Genomic DNA, 17,114 nt, shown 5'->3' with positions numbered 1-17,114 from the left:
GGCGGACGGCCGATGGGCACAAAACCAGACAGCTTAGGTGAAAACCGCACAAATAGGGGATGATTCACCTGCCCCGAGCACAACTCTCCCTCCTCCGAGCGTGACGACTTCGTGACCGATGCCACACCGGGTGTCCCTCGTTTCCGGTTTTTTCAAATCCGCCGCATGTCGACTTACCAGCCTCGTCAATCTTTTCTGACTGAACGCCTGCCCGTGCGCGGCCGCCTCCAGCAAGTGCTGTACTGGGGCGACCCGGCTCGCGCATCCGAGACCGAACCGCTGACCGTGCTGGTACATGGCTGGATGGACGTGGGGGCCTCGTTCCAGTTTCTGGTGGATGCCTGGCGTGCCCTGCCCGGGTGGGGCGAGCGCGCCTTCGTGGCGCTGGACTGGCGGGGCTTCGGCGGCAGCTACCTCGCCAATGGCCCCACCCCCGAGGGCGACTACGCCTATGTGGACTACCTGGCCGACCTGGATGTGGTGCTGGATCGGCTCTCTCCGGGGCAACCGGTGAACCTGGTCGGGCACAGCATGGGCGGCAATGTCGTCATGCTGTATGCCGGCGCGCGGCCGGGGCGCATCCGCCGCCTGGTGAACCTCGAAGGAGTCGGCTTGCCGGCGGGACGGCCGGAGCAGGCGCCCGCGCGGCTCGCAGCGTGGCTGGACGGCTTGAAATCCCCGGTGGGACTCAAGGATTACGCCAGCCTCGACGAGGTGGCCGCCCGCTTGCGGCAGAACAACCCCCGCCTGACCCCTGAGCGCGCCCAATGGCTGGCCGGTCACTGGGCCCACGAGGTGGACGGTCGCTGGCACATCAACGCCGATCCGGCGCACAAGCGGCCCGGGCCCCATCTGTACCGTGTCGAAGAGGTGCTGGCCATCTGGCGCGCCATCACGGCCCCCACGCTGGTGGTGGAGGGGAGCGAAACCGAGGTCTACCAGTTCTTTCAGGGGCGGCACACCCGCGAGGCCTTCCTCGAGCGCGTGGCGGTGCTGCAGGACGGCACGCACAAGGTGCTGCCGGAGGCTGGCCACATGCTGCACCACGACCAGCCCGAGGTGCTGGCCGGCTGGCTGGCCACGTTCCTGGCCTGAGTGCCGCGTCGCAAGCGCCCGAGCGTGAGAAAATCTAAGCTTCGGGCCATCCCTCTGCGTGGCCCCGCACCGAACACCACAAGACCATGGACATCGAACACATCAACGCCCTGGGCACCCAGATCGCCGACCTGACTCAGCGGACCGCTGAGCTTCGGAGGTATCTTTGACTGGGATGAAAAGTCCCGCCGCCTCGCTGAAGTGAATGCCGAACTGGAAGATCCGTCCGTCTGGAACGATCCCAAGCGGGCCCAGGCCCTCGGCAAGGAAAAGAAGTCCCTGGAAGACGTCGTCGTCGTCATCAACAACCTGACGAGCAATCTGGCCGACAACGCCGAACTCTTCGAAATGTCGAAGGAAGAAGGCGATACCGACGGCCTGCAGGCCATCCACGATGACGTGCAGAACCTGCTGAAGGACGTGGAGGGGCTGGAGTTCCGCCGGATGTTCAGCAACCCGGCCGACCCGAGCAACTGCTTCGTCGACATCCAGGCCGGCGCCGGCGGTACCGAGGCCTGCGACTGGGCCTCGATGCTGCTGCGCCAGTACCTGCGCTATTGCGAGCGCAAGGGTTTCACCGCCACGGTGGAAGACATCACCGACGGCGACACCGCCGGCATCAAGAGCGCCACGATCAAGGTCGAGGGCGAGTACGCCTTCGGCTACCTGCGCACCGAAACCGGCGTGCACCGGCTGGTGCGCAAGTCGCCGTTCGACTCGTCGGGCGGCCGTCACACCTCGTTCGCGTCGGTTTTCGTCTACCCGGAAATCGACGACTCGATCGAAATCGACATCAACCCGGCCGACGTGCGCACCGACACCTACCGTGCCTCGGGCGCGGGCGGTCAGCACATCAACAAGACCGACTCGGCCGTGCGCCTGACGCACATCCCCACCGGCATCGTCGTGCAATGCCAGGACAGCCGCTCGCAGCACAGCAACCGCGATGTGGCCTGGCGCCGTCTGCGCTCGCGCCTGTACGACCACGAGATGCGCAAGCGCATGGAAGCGCAGCAGAAGCTGGAAGACACCAAGACCGATGTGGGCTGGGGCCACCAGATCCGTTCGTATGTGCTGGACAACAGCCGCATCAAGGATCTGCGCACCAACGTCGAAATCTCCGCCACCCAGAAGGTGCTGGATGGCGACCTGGACGCCTTCATCGAAGCGAGCCTGAAGCAGGGCGTCTGACCCTGTTTCCGCCGCTGCCCCCCACCGCCTGACCCGACACCAAGGACCCCCATGCGTGAAGGTACCGCCCAGCTGATCCGCCGCGAAGACTACGCGGCGCCGGCTTTCTGGATCCGCACCGTCGACCTGACGTTCGACCTGGATCCGGCCAAGACCCTGGTCATCAACAAGATGACGGTCGAACCGAACGCCGAGCAGCCGGGCGCGCCCCTGCGCCTGGATGGCGAGGACATCAACCTGCTGCGTGTGCTGGTGGACGGCGAGCCCGTGTCCTTCCGCACCGAAGGTGGCCAGCTGGTGCTGGAGAACCTGCCGCAGCAGCCGTTCAAGCTCGAGATCCGCACCACCTGCGCGCCCGAGAAGAACACCCAGCTGTCCGGTCTGTACACCAGCAGCGGCGGTTTCTTCACGCAGTGCGAGGCCCTCGGCTTCCGCCGCATCACCTACTTCCTGGACCGCCCGGACGTGATGGCGACCTACAAGGTCACCTTGAAGGCCGACAAGCTGAAGTACCCGGTGCTGCTGTCCAACGGCAACCTGGTGGAAGAGGGCGCGCTGGAAGGCGGCAAGCACTACGCGGTGTGGGAAGACCCCCACCCCAAGCCCTGCTACCTGTTCGCGCTGGTGGCTGCCGACTTGGTCCGCCGCGAGCAGCGCATCCGCACGCGTGCCGGCAAGGACCACCTGCTGCAGATCTATGTGCGTGCGGGTGACCTCGACAAGACCGAGCACGCGATGAACTCGCTGATCGCGTCGATCGCGTGGGACGAGGCCCGGTTCGGCCTGAGCCTGGATCTGGAGCGCTTCATGATCGTCGCGGTCAGCGACTTCAACATGGGCGCGATGGAGAACAAGGGCCTGAACATCTTCAACACGAAGTTCGTGCTGGCCAACCCCGCCACGGCCACCGACATCGACTTCGGCAACGTGGAAAGCGTGGTCGCCCACGAGTACTTCCACAACTGGACGGGCAACCGCGTCACCTGCCGCGACTGGTTCCAGCTGTCGCTCAAGGAAGGCCTCACGGTGTTCCGCGATCAGCAGTTCAGCCAGGACATGGCTGGCAGCAAGAGCGCCCGCGCGGTCAAGCGCATCGAAGACGTGCGCACGCTGCGCCAGCTGCAGTTCCCGGAAGACGCGGGCCCGATGGCCCACCCGGTGCGCCCCGACAGCTACCTGGCCATCGACAACTTCTACACCACGACGGTGTATGAAAAGGGGGCCGAGGTGGTGCGCATGATGCACACCCTGGTCGGCGACGATGGCTTCCGCAACGGCATGTCGCTGTACTTCGAACGCCACGATGGCCAGGCCGTCACGTGCGACGACTTTGCCCAGGCCATTGCCGATGCCAACCCGGGCAGCGAACTGGCCACCCGCCTGGACGCATTCAAGCGCTGGTACAGCCAGGCCGGCACGCCCCGTGTCACGGCCCGGGGACAGTACGATGCAGCCAACCACATCTACACATTGACGCTGAGCCAGCGCTGCGCGGCCACGCCTGGCCAGCCCGAGAAGGCGCCGTATGTGATCCCCGTGGCCATGGGCCTGGTGGGCCGCGACGGCCGCCAGATCCACCTGCAGCTGGAAGGCCAGCTGAACCCGCTGGGCCACGACACGGTGCTGGTGCTGTCCGAGCCGGAGCAGACCTTCACCTTTGTGCACGTGCCGGTCGAACCGGTGCCCTCGCTGCTGCGCGGCTTCTCGGCGCCGGTGGTGCTGGAGGCCGAGCACAGCGACGACTCGCTGTTCACGCTGCTGAGCCACGACCACGACCCCTTCAACCGTTGGGAAGCCGGCCAGCAACTGGCGCTCAACCGCATCCTGGCTGCCGTGCGCGGCGATGGCCACATCGAGCTGGACGCCCGCTATGTGCAGGCCATGCGCGAGGTGCTGCGCCATCCCGAGCTGGACGCCGCCTTCAAGGAGCTGGTGCTGACCCTGCCGAGCGAGGCCTATGTGGCCGAACAGCTCGAGGTGGTCGACCCGCAGCGCATCCACACCGTGCGCGAAAGCCTGAAGCGCCAGCTGGCCCATGCGCTGCACGAAGACTGGATCTGGGCCTGGGAACACTTCCACGACAACGGCGCCTACTCGCCGGACGCCCGCAGCGCCGGCCGTCGCGCGCTGGCCAACCTGGCCCTGGCCATGCTGGTGCTGGACGGCACCGCGCGCCAGAACCCGATCTGGCCGGGCAAGGCGCTGCAGCGCTTCAAGGACGCCACCAACATGACCGACCGGCTGGGTGCCCTGCAGGCCCTGGTCAACGCCCACGCCGACCTGGCTGCCCCCGCGCTCGAGCGCTTCCATGCGCAGTTCAAGAGCGAGGCCTTGGTCATCGACAAGTGGTTCACGTTGCAGGCCACCGCGCCCGAACACGACGGCAAGGTCTTTGCCCGTGCCAAGGCCCTGATGCAGCACCCGGACTTCACGCTGCGCACGCCCAACCGTGCCCGCAGCCTGCTGATGGCGCTGTGCCAGAGCAACCCGGCCGCCTTCCACCGCACAGACGCCGCCAGCTACGTGTTCTGGGCCGACCGCGTCATCGAGATCGACGGCATCAATCCGCAGCTGGCTGCCCGCCTGGCGCGGGCGCTCGACCACTGGCGCCGCCTGGCCGAGCCTTACCGCACGGCGGCCCGCGAGGCCATCAGCCGCGTGGCGGCCCGCCCCGAGCTGTCCGACGACGTGCGCGAAATCGTCACCCGTGCGCTGCAGGACTGAGCGCGAAATCCTTTTTCTTACCCACCCCACCAACCCATGACCAAACGCATCAGCCTCACGCAGTACCTGATCGAACAGCAACGCGGCGAAGCCCAGATCCCCGCGCAACTGCGCCTGCTCATCGAAGTGGTGGCGCGCGCCTGCAAGCGCATCGCCATCAGCGTCAACAAGGGCGCGCTCGGTGAGGTGCTGGGCACCGCCGGCAGCGAAAACGTGCAGGGTGAAGTCCAGAAGAAGCTGGACATCATCGCCAACGAGGTGCTGATCGAGGCCAACGAGTGGGGCGGCCACCTGGCCGGCATGGCGTCCGAGGAAATGGACGACATGCATGCGGTGCCCATGAACTATCCGCAGGGTGACTACCTGCTGCTGTTCGATCCGCTGGACGGCTCGAGCAACATCGATGTGAACGTGTCGATCGGGACCATCTTCTCGGTGCTCAAGCACAAGGGCGGCGACGTCACCAACGAAAGCTTTCTGCAAGCCGGCACAGAGCAGGTGTGCGCCGGCTATTGCGTCTACGGCCCGCAGACCACGCTGGTGCTGACCGTGGGGCAGGGCGTCGTGATGTTCACGCTCGACCGCGAGCAGGGTTCGTGGGTCATGACCACCGACAAGGTCCAGATCCCCGAAGACACCAAGGAGTTCGCCATCAACATGTCGAACATGCGCCATTGGGATGCCCCGGTGAAGCGTTACATCGACGAGTGCCTGCAGGGCAAGGACGGTGTGCGCGGCAAGGACTTCAACATGCGCTGGATCGCCTCGATGGTGGCCGACGTGCACCGCATCCTGACCCGCGGCGGTGTCTTCATGTACCCGTGGGACAAGCGCGAGCCGAACAAGCCCGGCAAGCTGCGCCTGATGTACGAAGCCAACCCGATGAGCTTCCTGGTGGAGCAGGCGGGCGGCGCGGCCACCAACGGCCTGCAGCGCATCATGGAAATCGAGCCCAAGGGCCTGCACGAGCGTGTGAGCGTCATCCTCGGCTCGAAGAACGAGGTGGAGCGCGTGACGGCTTACCACCGCGAAGCAAAGCAGACCGGTTGAGCCTGGAGGCGCGCATGACGCGCCCGCAACAATGGGGCCCTGCCATGGGCCCCTTTTTACTTCTGCCCACTCACACATGCAGTATTCGTCGCAAGCACCCGAGGGGACGCCGCACCACCACGCACCGGAAGAAGAGTGGCAGGCGCTGGTCGACAGTGCCACACCGGCGTGTCGCCAACTGGTGGCCGAAGTGGCCGATCGCCACGCCGAAGCCCTGTCGGACCGCTTCTACGCTGTGATGATGGCGCATCCGCGCGCGAGCGCCTTCCTGGCGCATGACGTGGTGCATGAGCGCCTGCGGGCCTCGATGGCGCGGTGGATCCGCGAGATCTATGGCGACCGCCCCAGCGAGGTGGCGACCCTGGTGGCCCATCAGCGCCATGTGGGCGAGGTGCATGCCCGCATCCAGCTGCCCATCCACCTGGTGGCGCGTGGAGCGCGCACGCTCAAGCGAACCCTTGTCGAGCACCTCACGGCGGCGTGTGGCGATCCGGTGCTGCGTCAGGAGGCCGAGCGCTATGCGGGCCTGCTGATGGACCTGGCCCAGGAGCTGATGTCCGAGGCCTACATGCGCAACACGCAGCGGGGCGCGCGCACTGATGAGGCCTACCGGTTGTTCTCGCTCGGGCAGAACATGTCGGTCGAGCGCGAGCGCCAGCGTTCGGTGCTGCTGGAATGGGGGCAGGAACTGCTGTTTGCCCTCCACCGCTCGCCCACCCCGGGCGCCTTGCCACGGCTGGCCCATTCGGAATTCGGCCTGTGGTTCAACCACAAGGCGGCGGCCATGTTCGAAGGCGCACCCGAACTCGACAGCATCACCGAGATCATCGAGCGGGTGGACGACACGCTGCTGCCGCAACTCAGCGGGCACGACCAGCAGGTGGGGCATCCGATACCGCAGCTGATCATGACCTTGCAGACCGAGCTGGACAACCTGAAGTTCCAGCTCAACACGCTGTTCGAACGCCAGCTGGAAGTCGAGAACGGCCGAGACACGCTGACGCGCCTGCTCAACCGCCGTTTCCTGCCCTCGGTGATGAGCCGGGAGATCAAGCTGGCCAACGAGCGGCACACGCAGTTTGCCCTGCTGCTCATCGATGTGGACCACTTCAAGCGCATCAATGACGAAGAAGGGCATGACGCCGGCGACATGGTGCTGCAGCAGGCCGCCATGCTGGTGCTCAACAGCGTGCGCAACGGCGACTTCGTCTTCCGCTATGGTGGCGAGGAACTGCTGGTGATGTTGGTGGAGGTGACCCCGCCCGTGGCGCAGCGCATTGCGCAGGACCTGTGCGAGCGCTTTGCCGCAGCCGACTTCCTGGTGGGCCAGGGCCGCAAGCTGCACGTGACGGTCAGCGTGGGTGTGGCGGTCTACGACGGCCACCCCGACTTCCAGCATCTGATCAACCGTGCCGACCAGGCCATGTACGAGGCCAAGCAGGGTGGGCGCAACCAGGTCTGCCTGGCGCGTTGACCCCCTTGCCCGTGTGCGCGGTTGTGGCGAATCTGCCTGACGGGCTGTTCCTGGGGCATTTTGGCGTGCTAGACTAGCGGTCTTGGACGCCGGTGTAGCTCAGTCGGTAGAGCAGCTCATTCGTAATGAGAAGGTCGAGGGTTCGATTCCTTTCACCGGCACCATCAGAACAAGCCAAAGCCTCGGATGATCTCCGGGGCTTTGTCGTTTCCGGACCTGGCGTGCGGGGCGCCCCATGGCTGTGCTGGCACCCGACCACCGTCTGAGGGCAAGATCGGCACCTGGTTTGCCTCGCGCCTGCATGATGCCGCTCTCTTTGCCGGATCTCATCGCGTTCGACCATGCCTTGCTCACGTGGATGCAGGGCTGGCGCTCTCCATGGGCCGACCAGGCCATGGTTGTTGCGACCTGGCTGGGGTCGCTCTATGTGCTGCTGCCGGTCGCCCTCATCGCGGCGGCTTGGCGTGCGCGTCGTCTCCCGCCGGGGCGGCGCGGGCCAGCCTGCTTCGTGCTGGCGGCTTTGCTGGGCGCCAGCCTCATCGTGCACGCGCTGAAGTTGGCGGTGGCGCGCACACGGCCCGGTCTGTTCGAGCCGCTGGTCACCATGCCCATCGATCCGAGCTTTCCGAGCGCACACACCATGCAGGCCTGCGCATTTGCCGTGGCCTGCCTGCTGCAATGCCGTCATCCCGCGCGCCTGACCGGCTGGCTGCTCGCTGCGGCCTTCGTGACCCTGGTGGGGGCCTCCCGCGTCTACCTGCAGGTCCACTATCCCAGTGACGTGCTGGCAGGTGCCGTGGTGGCACTGGCATGGGTCGGCGCGTTGTGGCGGGCGTGGCCCGGGCCGAGCGCCGCTGAATGAAAAACAGACTTGTCCCCGTTTCCTGTGGACAAGTCTGTTGGGAAGGGCTGAGCAAGCGTGCCGCCCCCTGGGAAACACCCTGGTCTGCTCAAAAAACAGGCAGATCAGGGCGATCGCGATCAGGACTTCTTGCTGCCTTCCAGCGACAGGATCCATTTCACGAGCTTGCGGGCGTCTGCTTCACCGATGGCGGCGGCATTGGGCGGCATTGCCAAGCCCGAAGCCTTGCCCTTCCAGTGGCTGTCGTAAGGATTGGAGCCCTTCATCACCGTCTGGGTCAGCTGTTCCAGCGCACCCTTCTGGCCCTTGTACTTGGCCGACACGTCGCGCCACGGCGGGCCGATCGGGGGCAGACCGTCCGGGCCCTTGGCACCGGGTTCGACGTGGTGGCAGGTCATGCAGCCGGCGTTCTTGGCCAGGTCGAGCATGGACTTGTCCTGGGCGGGATCTGCAGCCAGCGCGGCGCAGGAAGCAAGCAGGGCGGCGAGGGGGATCACCAGTTTGGTCATTTGTTTTCTCCTGAAAGACAACCGGGGTGTCCCCAAGATAGGGCGCCGACGCGCTGTCGGCTTGAGCGAAATCAAGTCGGTACCGGCTTTTGTCAGGATGGAGCACGCTGACGGGCCGGTGCTTCGAAATGGAGCACCCCGGGTGGTGCCCGGCCCGCATCCAAGGGGGATGACAGATGGATGGTGCGAGGATCACGCCCTGAGCCTGTGGCTCGTCAGACTGCATGGCATGGTCGGCGCCGCACAGGGCGGGCCGCGGTTCCAGGAGCACCCCATGCAGACCCTCGTCACTTCGCGCGTTCCCCGTTTCGGCGTCGACCTGGCCTTCGAGCTCGGCTGGGATTTCGCCCATTACGGTGTCCAACCCCCGTCCGAAGCCCTCTTGAACTGGCCTCAGCTGGCCCAGGGGGTGGAAGCCGGGCGGCAAACCTTTGGCGCACGCACGCTGCACGCCACCCGGCATGCCCGCAAATGGTTGCAGGTGCGGCTGAACGCGCTCAACCGGGGCCGCGTGTTCGACACCGAGCAGGTCACCCCCCGCTTTCTGCAACTGATCGACACCGAGATCTGCCCGGTGACCCGCATGCCGCTGACGTACGGCACCGGCGCCGGCACCGACTGGTCCGTGGACCGGGTTTTCAACGACGCGGCCTACGCCGCTGGCAACCTGGCGGTGATGAGCCGCAGCGCCAACGAGGCCAAGGCCGATGCTGCCTTCCATGACGCAGTTCGGTATGCCCGGGACTGCGAAGGCAGCGTCAGCGAGATCGACGGCCTGGATGCGGCCCAGTGGGGGCGCGTGGCGGTGCTGATGTCGTTCGTCACCCGACTGGCGCACCAGGAGGCGGCCGTGCTGCCCATGCTGGTGCTGCCGCCGAACCGACTGCGGGTGTTCAACCCGATCCAGGCCCTGCAGGCCGTGTTGTGCCGGCTGGTGTTGGCCCATGCCGAGAGCGACGATGCCGCCGCACTCGACGACCACATTGATCAACTGCGCCAGCATGTGCCCGGCAAGGCCCTGCGCAAGGACGTGCTCGCTTTCACCGACGCGTACGTGGCCCAGGTGCGGGCGCTGCGTCGCGCGCACCCGGCACTCAGCCTGCGGGCGGCCGTGGAAGACGCCTGGCAGACCCGCCTGGTGCTCAATCGCTGGAAGCGGGTGGCGCGGGCCCTGACTGCAGCGCAGGCCGAGACCATCGTGGCCGCAGCAGGGCAGGGAACGCGCTGTCTGCCGGACACCCAGGCGACCGAGGGCTGGGCGCTTGCCACGCGTGGCCTGCTGTCGCCCCGTCCGGTGCCGCGCCCGCTGCCGGATCCCAAGGTGAGCCTGCCGGCCGATCACTGGCTGGCGGCCCGGCAGTCCGACCTGTTTGCAGCAAGCTGAGTGCCTGACGCCCCACTCTGGGGCAGATTCCTGTGGTGCGATGGCCGCGTGGCGGCAGCTGACTCTTGCCTGTCCGGGGGGGGACTCTGCTAGAGTCGGTGTTGGAGGCTCAAGGGGTGAGCCTGGGAGTCGATACCGCCATGGGTAACCGCACTGAACGCTTCTACAAGATCGAGAACCTGATCCGCCACCATGGCGGCGTGAGCTTCCAGCAGATGCTGGACGCCCTGGAGGTCTCGCCCGCCACGCTCAAGCGCGACCTGCAGTTCCTGCGGGATCGCATGGACGCGCCCATCGTCTACCACCGCGAGGACAACCTCTACCGCTTTGGCGAGGAATTCCGGGGCCAGAAGCATGAACTGCCCGGCCTGTGGTTTGACGAGCGCGAGCTCTACAGCCTGCTGACCGCACACCAACTGCTGTCCGGCCTGGACAGCAACGGCACGCTGGCGCGCCACCTGCAGCCCTTGCTTGATCGCATCTACCACCTGCTGGGCACGTCCGACTCGGACAGCGCCGAGCTGATGCGCCGCGTCCGCATCATGGGCACGGGCAAGCGCCCGGTGCCCAGCGAGCACTTCGAGCTGATCGGCGCGGCCCTGCTCAAGCGCCAGCGCATCGCCATGCGCTACCTGACGCGTGGCCGCAAGACCAGCTCCGACCGCGAGGTCTCGCCTCAGCGCCTGATCCACTACCGCGGCACCTGGTACCTGGATGCCTGGTGCCATGAAAGCGACGCGCTGAAGCGTTTTGCCCTGGATGCGGTCGAGTCGGCGCAAACCACGGGCCAGAAGGCCCGCGACATCAGCCTCAAGCGCGTCGAGCAGGAACTGGACGGCGGCTACGGCATCTTCGCCGGCAGCAAGGTGAACTGGGCCACGCTGGTGTTCAGTGCCGAGGCGGCCCAGTGGGTGTCGCGCGAAGAGTGGCACCCTGACCAGAAGACCCGCGTGCTGCCCGATGGCCGCTACGAGCTCAAGGTGCCGTATGTCGAGGTGACCGAGCTCGCCATGGACGTGCTGCGCCACGGCGCCGAGGTCGAGGTGGCGTCGCCCAAGGCGCTGCGCGACGCCGTGACCACGCGGCTCAAGGCCGCGCTGGCCCAGTACAAGTAAGGCTCAGGGGTAGAGCCCGCGCATGGCGCGGGCCTCGAGCACCCGGCTGCACGCGGTGATGAAGGCCGCCGTGCGCAGCGGCACCTGGCGCTCGCGCGCCACCGACCAGATGGCCTCGAAGGCCTCGGTCAGCACGCGATCCAGTCGCGCGTTGATGTCGTCCTCCGTCCAGAAGAAGCTCGACGCGTTCTGCACCCACTCGAAGTAGCTCACGGTCACGCCGCCGGCGTTGGCCAGCACGTCGGGCAGCACCAGGCAGCCTTTGTCCAGCAGGATGTCCTCGGCGTGCGGGGTGGTCGGGCCGTTGGCGCCCTCGACCACCAGGCGCGCCTTCACCGCGTGGGCGTTGTCCCGCGTGATCTGGCCTTCGAGGGCGGCGGGCAGCAGCACTTCGCACGGCAGTGCCCAGAATTCTTCGGCGGCGATGGCGGTGGCGGCCGGGAAGTCGGCGACGCGCCCACCGTCCTGGCGCAGATGGCGATCCAGCGCGGCGGGGTCGATGCCCGACTCGTTGTACACGGTGCCGGTGGCGTCCTGTACGGCCACGATGCGCGCACCTGCCGCATGGAAGGCCCGAGCCGCGGCGCTGCCGACGTTGCCGAAGCCCTGGATGGCCACGCGCGCGCCCGCCATCGGGATGTCGAGCTTGCGCATGGCCTCACGCGCCACCACGAAGCAGCCACGGCCGGTCGACTCGCGACGGCCCAGGCTGCCGCCCATCGAGATGGGCTTGCCCGTCACCACACGCGTCTGTGTGGCGCCCTGGTTGATGGAGTAGGTGTCCATCATCCAGGCCATGGTCTGTTCATTGGTGTTGACGTCCGGCGCGGGGATGTCGCGGTCCGGGCCGATGACCACGCCGATCTCGCTGGTGTAGCGACGGGTCAGGCGCTCCAGTTCGGCCTGGGACAGCGTGGCCGGGTCGACGCGGATGCCGCCCTTGGCGCCGCCGAAGGGCAGGTTCACGGCGGCGTTCTTGATCGTCATCCAGCCGGCCAGCGCCATCACCTCGGACAGGTTGACGTCGGGGTGGTAGCGCACGCCGCCCTTGCCGGGGCCGCGCGACAGGTTGTGCTGCACCCGGTAGCCTTCGACGTGGTAGATCGTGCCGTCATCGCGGTGGATGGGTACGTCGACAGCGAGGATGCGCTTCGGTCGGCGCAGCGTGTCCATCATGCGCGCGAGCGGGCCCAGATGGGGCTCGACGCGATCGAGCTGTTCCAGAAACATGCCCCAGGGGCCGGGATGGGCGGGGTCGATGTAGGACGGGAAACGAGCGGTGCTCAAGAAAACCTCCTGTGGTTGAAGAGAAACGCTGGAAAAGAAAACGGGGCACAAGGCCCCGTCTGTTTCTGTCGGCGCGATCAGCTCGCGGCGTGCTCGCGGTCGGCGCGCTCGAAGCGCACCACCATGCGCTTGGTGGGCTTCGGGCCGATCAGGCTGAAGACCACGATGGCGATGCTGGCCAGGATGAAGCCCGGGATGATTTCGTACAGGCCCAGCCAGCCGAACTGCTTCCACACGATCACGGTGACGGCACCGACCAGCATGCCGGCCAGCGCGCCGTTGCGGGTCATGCCCTTCCACAGGACCGAGAACAGCACCAGCGGGCCGAAGGCGGCGCCGAAGCCTGCCCAGGCGTAGGACACCAGGCCCAGCACGCGGTTGTTCGGGTTGGTCGCGAGCATGATGGCGATCACGGCCACGGCGAACACCATGGCGCGGCCCACCCACACGAGTTCCTTTTCAGAGGCGTTCGGGCGGAAGAAGGGCTTGTAGAAGTCTTCGGTCAAGGCGCTGGAGCACACCAGCAGCTGGCAGCTCAGCGTGCTCATCACCGCGGCCAGGATGGCCGACAGCAGCACACCGGCCACCCACGGGTTGAACAGGATCTTCGCCAGCTCGATGAACACGCGTTCCGGGTTCTCGGTCACGGCCTGAGCCTGATCCGGATGCGCCGAGAAGTAGGCGATGCCGAAGAAGCCGACGGCCATGGCGCCCACCAGGCACACGATCATCCAGGCCATGCCGATGCGGCGGGCCTTGGGGATGGACTTGACCGAATCCACGGCCATGAAGCGCGCCAGGATGTGCGGTTGACCGAAGTAGCCCAGGCCCCAGGCCATGAGGGAGGCGATGCCGATGGCGGTCGTGCCCTTGAACAGGTTGAAGGCCTCGCTGTTCTTCATCTCGATCGCGGCCAGCGTCGGGTCGATGCCGCCGGTGGCCAGCATCACGGCAATGGGCGTGAGGATGAGGGCGAACAGCATCAGGCTGGCCTGGATGGTGTCCGTCCAGCTCACGGCCAGGAAACCGCCGACGAAGGTGTAGGCAATGGTGGCCGCGGCGCCGGCCCACAGGGCGGTTTCGTAGCTCATGCCGAAGGTGCTTTCGAACAGGCGCGCACCGGCCACGACGCCGGATGCGCAGTAGATGGTGAAGAACACCAGGATCACCAGGCCGGACAGGATGCGCAGCACGCGGCTGTTGTCCTCGAAGCGGTGGCTGAAGTAGTCCGGCAGCGTCAGGGCGTTGCCGTTGTGCTCGGTGTGAACGCGCAGGCGGCCGGCCACGAAGTACCAGTTCAGCCAGGCGCCGATGATGAGCCCGGTGGCGATCCAGCTTTCCGACACGCCGGCAACGAACAGCGCGCCCGGCAGGCCCATGAGCAGCCAACCGCTCATGTCGGAGGCGCCGGCCGACAGGGCGGTCACGAAACTGCCCAGACTTCGCCCCCCCAGGATGTAGTCCGACAGGTTCTTGGTGGACCGATAGGCGATGAAGCCGATCAGCACCATCGCGGCAATGTAGACCACAAAGGTGATCAGGGTGGGGTTGGCAAAGCTCATGGACGTGGATCCCCCTCAAGGGGACTTCTGGGCAGGTTGAGGGAAGCGCAGCGGGGATCAGCCGTGTGCCAGCGACAGCAGGGAGGCGTTGCCGCCCACCGCCGTCGTGTTGACGGTCGTTGTTCTTTCGTTGGTGAAGCGAAGCAGGTAGGACGGGCCACCGGCCTTCGGACCCGTACCGGACAAGCCGCAGCCCCCGAAGGGCTGCACGCCGACCACCGCGCCGATCTGGTTGCGGTTGACGTACAGGTTGCCGACGCGCGCGGCCGCTTCAATGCGGCGGGCCGTTTCGTCGTTGCGGCTGTGCACGCCCATCGTCAGGCCGTAGCCCGTGGCGTTGATGTCCGCGATCACCTGGTCAAGCGCGGCCGCATCATAGCGAACGATGTGCAGGATGGGGCCGAACTGCTCTTTGGCCAGGCTGGCGATGCTGTCGATTTCGAAGGCAACCGGCGCCACGAAGTGGCCGTTCAGGCCTGCGGGCAGTTTGGCTTCGGCCACCAGGCGACCTTCGGCCTTCAGCTTGTTGATGTGGGCGATCAGGCCTTCGCGCGCCTCGGCGTCGATCACCGGGCCGACGTCGTTTTCGCGCAGATGGGTGGGGCCCACCTTCAACTCGGCCATCGCGCCCTGGATGAGGTCGATCACGCGGTCGGCGATGTCGCGCTGCACGTACAGCACGCGCAGGGCCGAGCAGCGCTGGCCGGCGCTGGTGAAGGCCGAGGCCACCGCGTCCTTGACGACCTGCTCGGGCAGCGCAGTCGAATCCACCAGCATCGCGTTCTGCCCACCGGTCTCGGCAATCAGCGTGGCGATCGGGCCGTCGCGCAGGGCCAGCTGTCGGTTGATGATGCGGGCGGTGTCGGTCGAGCCGGTGAAGCACACGCCGGCCACGCGCACGTCGCGGCAGAACACGCCGCCCAGCTCGGCTCCGTCACCGGGCAGCAGGGCGATCACGTCCTTGGGCAAGCCGGCTTCCAGGGCCAGCTCGATGGTGCGGGCAGCGATGAGGCTGGTCTGCTCGGCGGGCTTGGCCAGCACGGCGTTGCCGGCCACCAGGGCGGCGGCAATCTGGCCCAGGAAGATGGCCAGCGGGAAGTTCCACGGGCTCACGCACACGAAGATGCCCTTGCCTTCGTGGAAGAGTTCGTTGCGCTCGCCCGTGGGGCCGGGCAGCACCTCGCGGTGCAGGCGGGTGCGGGCCTGTTCGGCGTAGTAGCGGCAGAAGTCGACCGCTTCGCGCACTTCGTCGATGCCGTCCTGCAGGCTCTTGCCGGCTTCCAGGGTGCACAGCGCCATCAGCTCGGGGCGATGGGTTTCCAGCAAGGTGGCCAGACGGTCCAGGATGGCGGCGCGGTCGGCCACTGCGGTGGCGTTCCAGCGCGGCCAGGCTGCGGCCAGTCCGTCGAGGGCGCGGGCGGCCATCTCGGCGGTGGCGAACTGCACCTGGCCCACGGTGCGGGTCAGGTCGTAAGGGCAGGCGATGCTGTGGACCCGGTCGCTGTGCTGGCGCTCGCCGGCGATGAGCGGCGCAGCCGTCCAGGTGCGTTGCAGTTGCTGGTCGAAGGCCTGCTGCAGCGGGCCCCATTGCGCTTGGATGTTCATGTTGATGCCTTGGGAGTTGCGTCGTGTGGCGCCGAAAAGGTCGGGCGGCAGGGGGATGCGGTCGTTGCGGATGCTGCCGTGCTGCGACAGCACGCGCACCGGGTGGTGGATCAGGTCGGCCACCGGCACGCTGGGGTCGACCAGCTGGTGCACGAACGAGGAGTTGGCGCCGTTCTCGAGCAGGCGGCGCACGAGGTAGGGCAGCAGGTCCCGGTGGGCACCCACGGGCGCGTAGATGCGCACGTTCACCTTGCGTTGCGCCATGACGGTGTCGTAGAGCGCGTCACCCATGCCGTGCAGGCGCTGGAACTCGAAGGCGCGCCCGCCGGCCATCGACAGGATGCAGGTGACGGTGTGTGCGTTGTGTGTGGCGAACTGCGGGTAGATGACGCCGTCGGTGTGCGGGCTCAGCAGGTAGCGGGCGCACGCCAGATAGGACGTGTCGGTCGCCTCCTTGCGCGTGAAGACGGGGTAGTCCTTCAGGCCTGCTTGCTGGCAGGCCTTGATCTCGCTGTCCCAGTAGGCACCCTTGACCAGGCGCACGGGGATGCGCTGGCCCAGCGTCTTGCCCAGCGTGGTCAGCCACACCAGCACCGGCAGGCAGCGCTTGGAGTACGCCTGCACGACCAGGCCGAACTCGCCCCAGCCGCTGATGGCCGGATCCCGCAGCAGCTTCTCGAACAGGTGCAGCGACAGCTCCAGTCGGTCGGCTTCTTCGGCGTCGATCGTGATGCCGACATTCAGGCTGCGGGCCAGCGTGGCCAGGTCGCGCACGCGGGCGAACAGTTCGGTCAGCACGCGTTCGCGCTGGGCCACTTCATAGCGCGGATGCAGTGCCGACAGCTTGATCGACACCGAGGGGCGCGGGCCGGGGCCCACCTGCGGCTCCTTGCCGACGGCCATCACGGCTTCGCGGTAGTCGGCCATGTACTTGTCGGCATCCGCGGCGGTCAGCGCAGCCTCGCCCAGCATGTCGAAGGAGTAGGTGTAGCCCAGCTTGCGCTGCGGTCGGCCGTTGGTCAGGGCTTCTTCGATGGTGCGGCCCAGCACGAACTGTTTGCCCATGAGCTTCATGGCCTGGTTCATGGCCGCGCGGATCACCGGCTCGCTGGATCGTTGCACCAGGCGGTTGATGACGCTGCCGGCCTTGCCGTTCGTGGGCTGGTCGAGGTTGACGACCTTGCCCGTCATCACCAGCCCCCAGGCGGCGAAGTTCACGAGCACGTTGTCGCTCTGGCCGACGTGCTTGTCCCAGT

At 66.9% G+C, this 17,114-nt stretch carries 12 protein-coding genes and 1 tRNA gene; 9 read left to right on the top strand and 4 right to left on the bottom strand.

Annotated elements, in window-relative coordinates; genetic code table 11:
* The first annotated feature begins 165 nt into the window (after positions 1-165).
* The 7 genes from QZ709_RS05435 (at position 166) to QZ709_RS05405 (ending at position 8,396) form a co-directional block, all read left to right on the top strand.
* Complete coding sequence (locus tag QZ709_RS05435; RefSeq protein WP_294636260.1) at positions 166-1,095, top strand: alpha/beta hydrolase; 930 nt, start codon at positions 166-168, stop codon at positions 1,093-1,095.
* 86 nt (positions 1,096-1,181) lie between these two features.
* A protein-coding gene (gene prfB / locus QZ709_RS05430) for a peptide chain release factor 2 (protein WP_294636259.1) occupies positions 1,182-2,286 on the top strand; the annotation gives its coding sequence in 2 pieces (ribosomal slippage) (positions 1,182-1,262 and positions 1,264-2,286; 1,104 coding nt in all).
* Between the two features lie 51 nt (positions 2,287-2,337).
* Positions 2,338-5,010, top strand: coding sequence for an aminopeptidase N (pepN, locus tag QZ709_RS05425; protein WP_294636258.1), 2,673 nt, complete (start codon positions 2,338-2,340; stop codon positions 5,008-5,010).
* Between the two features lie 36 nt (positions 5,011-5,046).
* Positions 5,047-6,060, top strand: coding sequence for a class 1 fructose-bisphosphatase (locus QZ709_RS05420; RefSeq protein ID WP_294636257.1), 1,014 nt, complete (start codon positions 5,047-5,049; stop codon positions 6,058-6,060).
* A gap of 76 nt (positions 6,061-6,136) precedes the next feature.
* Positions 6,137-7,534, top strand: coding sequence for a diguanylate cyclase (locus QZ709_RS05415; RefSeq protein ID WP_294636256.1), 1,398 nt, complete (start codon positions 6,137-6,139; stop codon positions 7,532-7,534).
* 88 nt (positions 7,535-7,622) lie between these two features.
* Positions 7,623-7,698 (top strand) — tRNA-Thr (locus QZ709_RS05410).
* A gap of 137 nt (positions 7,699-7,835) precedes the next feature.
* A complete protein-coding gene (locus QZ709_RS05405) occupies positions 7,836-8,396 on the top strand; it encodes a phosphatase PAP2 family protein (protein ID WP_294636255.1) in 561 nt (186 codons plus the stop codon).
* Between the two features lie 119 nt (positions 8,397-8,515).
* On the opposite strand, the gene QZ709_RS05400 is transcribed toward QZ709_RS05405, so the two are convergent.
* A complete protein-coding gene (locus tag QZ709_RS05400) occupies positions 8,516-8,905 on the bottom strand; it encodes a c-type cytochrome (protein ID WP_294636254.1) in 390 nt (129 codons plus the stop codon).
* A 274-nt stretch (positions 8,906-9,179) separates the two neighbouring features.
* Here QZ709_RS05400 and QZ709_RS05395 point away from each other — a divergent pair, with 274 nt between their 5' ends.
* Both QZ709_RS05395 and QZ709_RS05390 read left to right on the top strand, forming a co-directional pair.
* Positions 9,180-10,289, top strand: coding sequence for a hypothetical protein (locus QZ709_RS05395; protein ID WP_294636253.1), 1,110 nt, complete (start codon positions 9,180-9,182; stop codon positions 10,287-10,289).
* Positions 10,290-10,429: 140 nt separating this feature from the next.
* On the top strand, positions 10,430-11,404 hold the full coding sequence (locus tag QZ709_RS05390) for a WYL domain-containing protein (RefSeq protein WP_294636252.1): 975 nt from the start codon (positions 10,430-10,432) through the stop codon (positions 11,402-11,404).
* A gap of 3 nt (positions 11,405-11,407) precedes the next feature.
* Here the strand turns inward: QZ709_RS05390 and QZ709_RS05385 are convergent, their stop codons facing one another.
* From QZ709_RS05385 to putA, 3 genes are all read right to left on the bottom strand, one after another.
* A complete protein-coding gene (locus QZ709_RS05385; RefSeq protein WP_294636313.1) occupies positions 11,408-12,634 on the bottom strand; it encodes a Glu/Leu/Phe/Val dehydrogenase in 1,227 nt (408 codons plus the stop codon).
* A gap of 134 nt (positions 12,635-12,768) precedes the next feature.
* Positions 12,769-14,253 carry a sodium/proline symporter PutP gene (putP, locus tag QZ709_RS05380; protein ID WP_294636251.1) on the bottom strand — a complete coding sequence of 495 codons (1,485 nt, stop codon included), beginning with the start codon at positions 14,251-14,253 and terminating at the stop codon, positions 12,769-12,771.
* Positions 14,254-14,310: 57 nt separating this feature from the next.
* The coding region (gene putA, locus QZ709_RS05375; RefSeq protein ID WP_294636250.1) for a bifunctional proline dehydrogenase/L-glutamate gamma-semialdehyde dehydrogenase PutA at positions 14,311-17,114 on the bottom strand (2,804 nt) is incomplete at its 5' end.

Source organism: uncultured Aquabacterium sp., assembly GCF_913773725.1.
Classification (GTDB): domain Bacteria; phylum Pseudomonadota; class Gammaproteobacteria; order Burkholderiales; family Burkholderiaceae_C; genus Aquabacterium.
The sequence above is the reverse complement of the archived record's forward strand: the minus strand, read 5'-3'. Positions and strand labels throughout refer to the sequence as shown.

What these genes read in the sequence shown, in the direction of transcription:
- QZ709_RS05395 (WP_294636253.1), top strand. Translation starts at nt 9,180, where the DNA reads ATGCAGACCCTCGTCACTTCGCGCGTTCCCCGTTTCGGCGTCGACCTG.
- QZ709_RS05415 (WP_294636256.1), top strand. Translation starts at nt 6,137, where the DNA reads ATGCAGTATTCGTCGCAAGCACCCGAGGGGACGCCGCACCACCACGCA.
- QZ709_RS05405 (WP_294636255.1), top strand. Translation starts at nt 7,836, where the DNA reads ATGATGCCGCTCTCTTTGCCGGATCTCATCGCGTTCGACCATGCCTTG.
- QZ709_RS05435 (WP_294636260.1), top strand. Translation starts at nt 166, where the DNA reads ATGTCGACTTACCAGCCTCGTCAATCTTTTCTGACTGAACGCCTGCCC.
- pepN (WP_294636258.1), top strand. Translation starts at nt 2,338, where the DNA reads ATGCGTGAAGGTACCGCCCAGCTGATCCGCCGCGAAGACTACGCGGCG.
- QZ709_RS05385 (WP_294636313.1), bottom strand. Translation starts at nt 12,634, where the DNA reads ATGTTTCTGGAACAGCTCGATCGCGTCGAGCCCCATCTGGGCCCGCTC.
- QZ709_RS05390 (WP_294636252.1), top strand. Translation starts at nt 10,430, where the DNA reads ATGGGTAACCGCACTGAACGCTTCTACAAGATCGAGAACCTGATCCGC.
- putP (WP_294636251.1), bottom strand. Translation starts at nt 14,253, where the DNA reads ATGAGCTTTGCCAACCCCACCCTGATCACCTTTGTGGTCTACATTGCC.
- QZ709_RS05400 (WP_294636254.1), bottom strand. Translation starts at nt 8,905, where the DNA reads ATGACCAAACTGGTGATCCCCCTCGCCGCCCTGCTTGCTTCCTGCGCC.
- QZ709_RS05420 (WP_294636257.1), top strand. Translation starts at nt 5,047, where the DNA reads ATGACCAAACGCATCAGCCTCACGCAGTACCTGATCGAACAGCAACGC.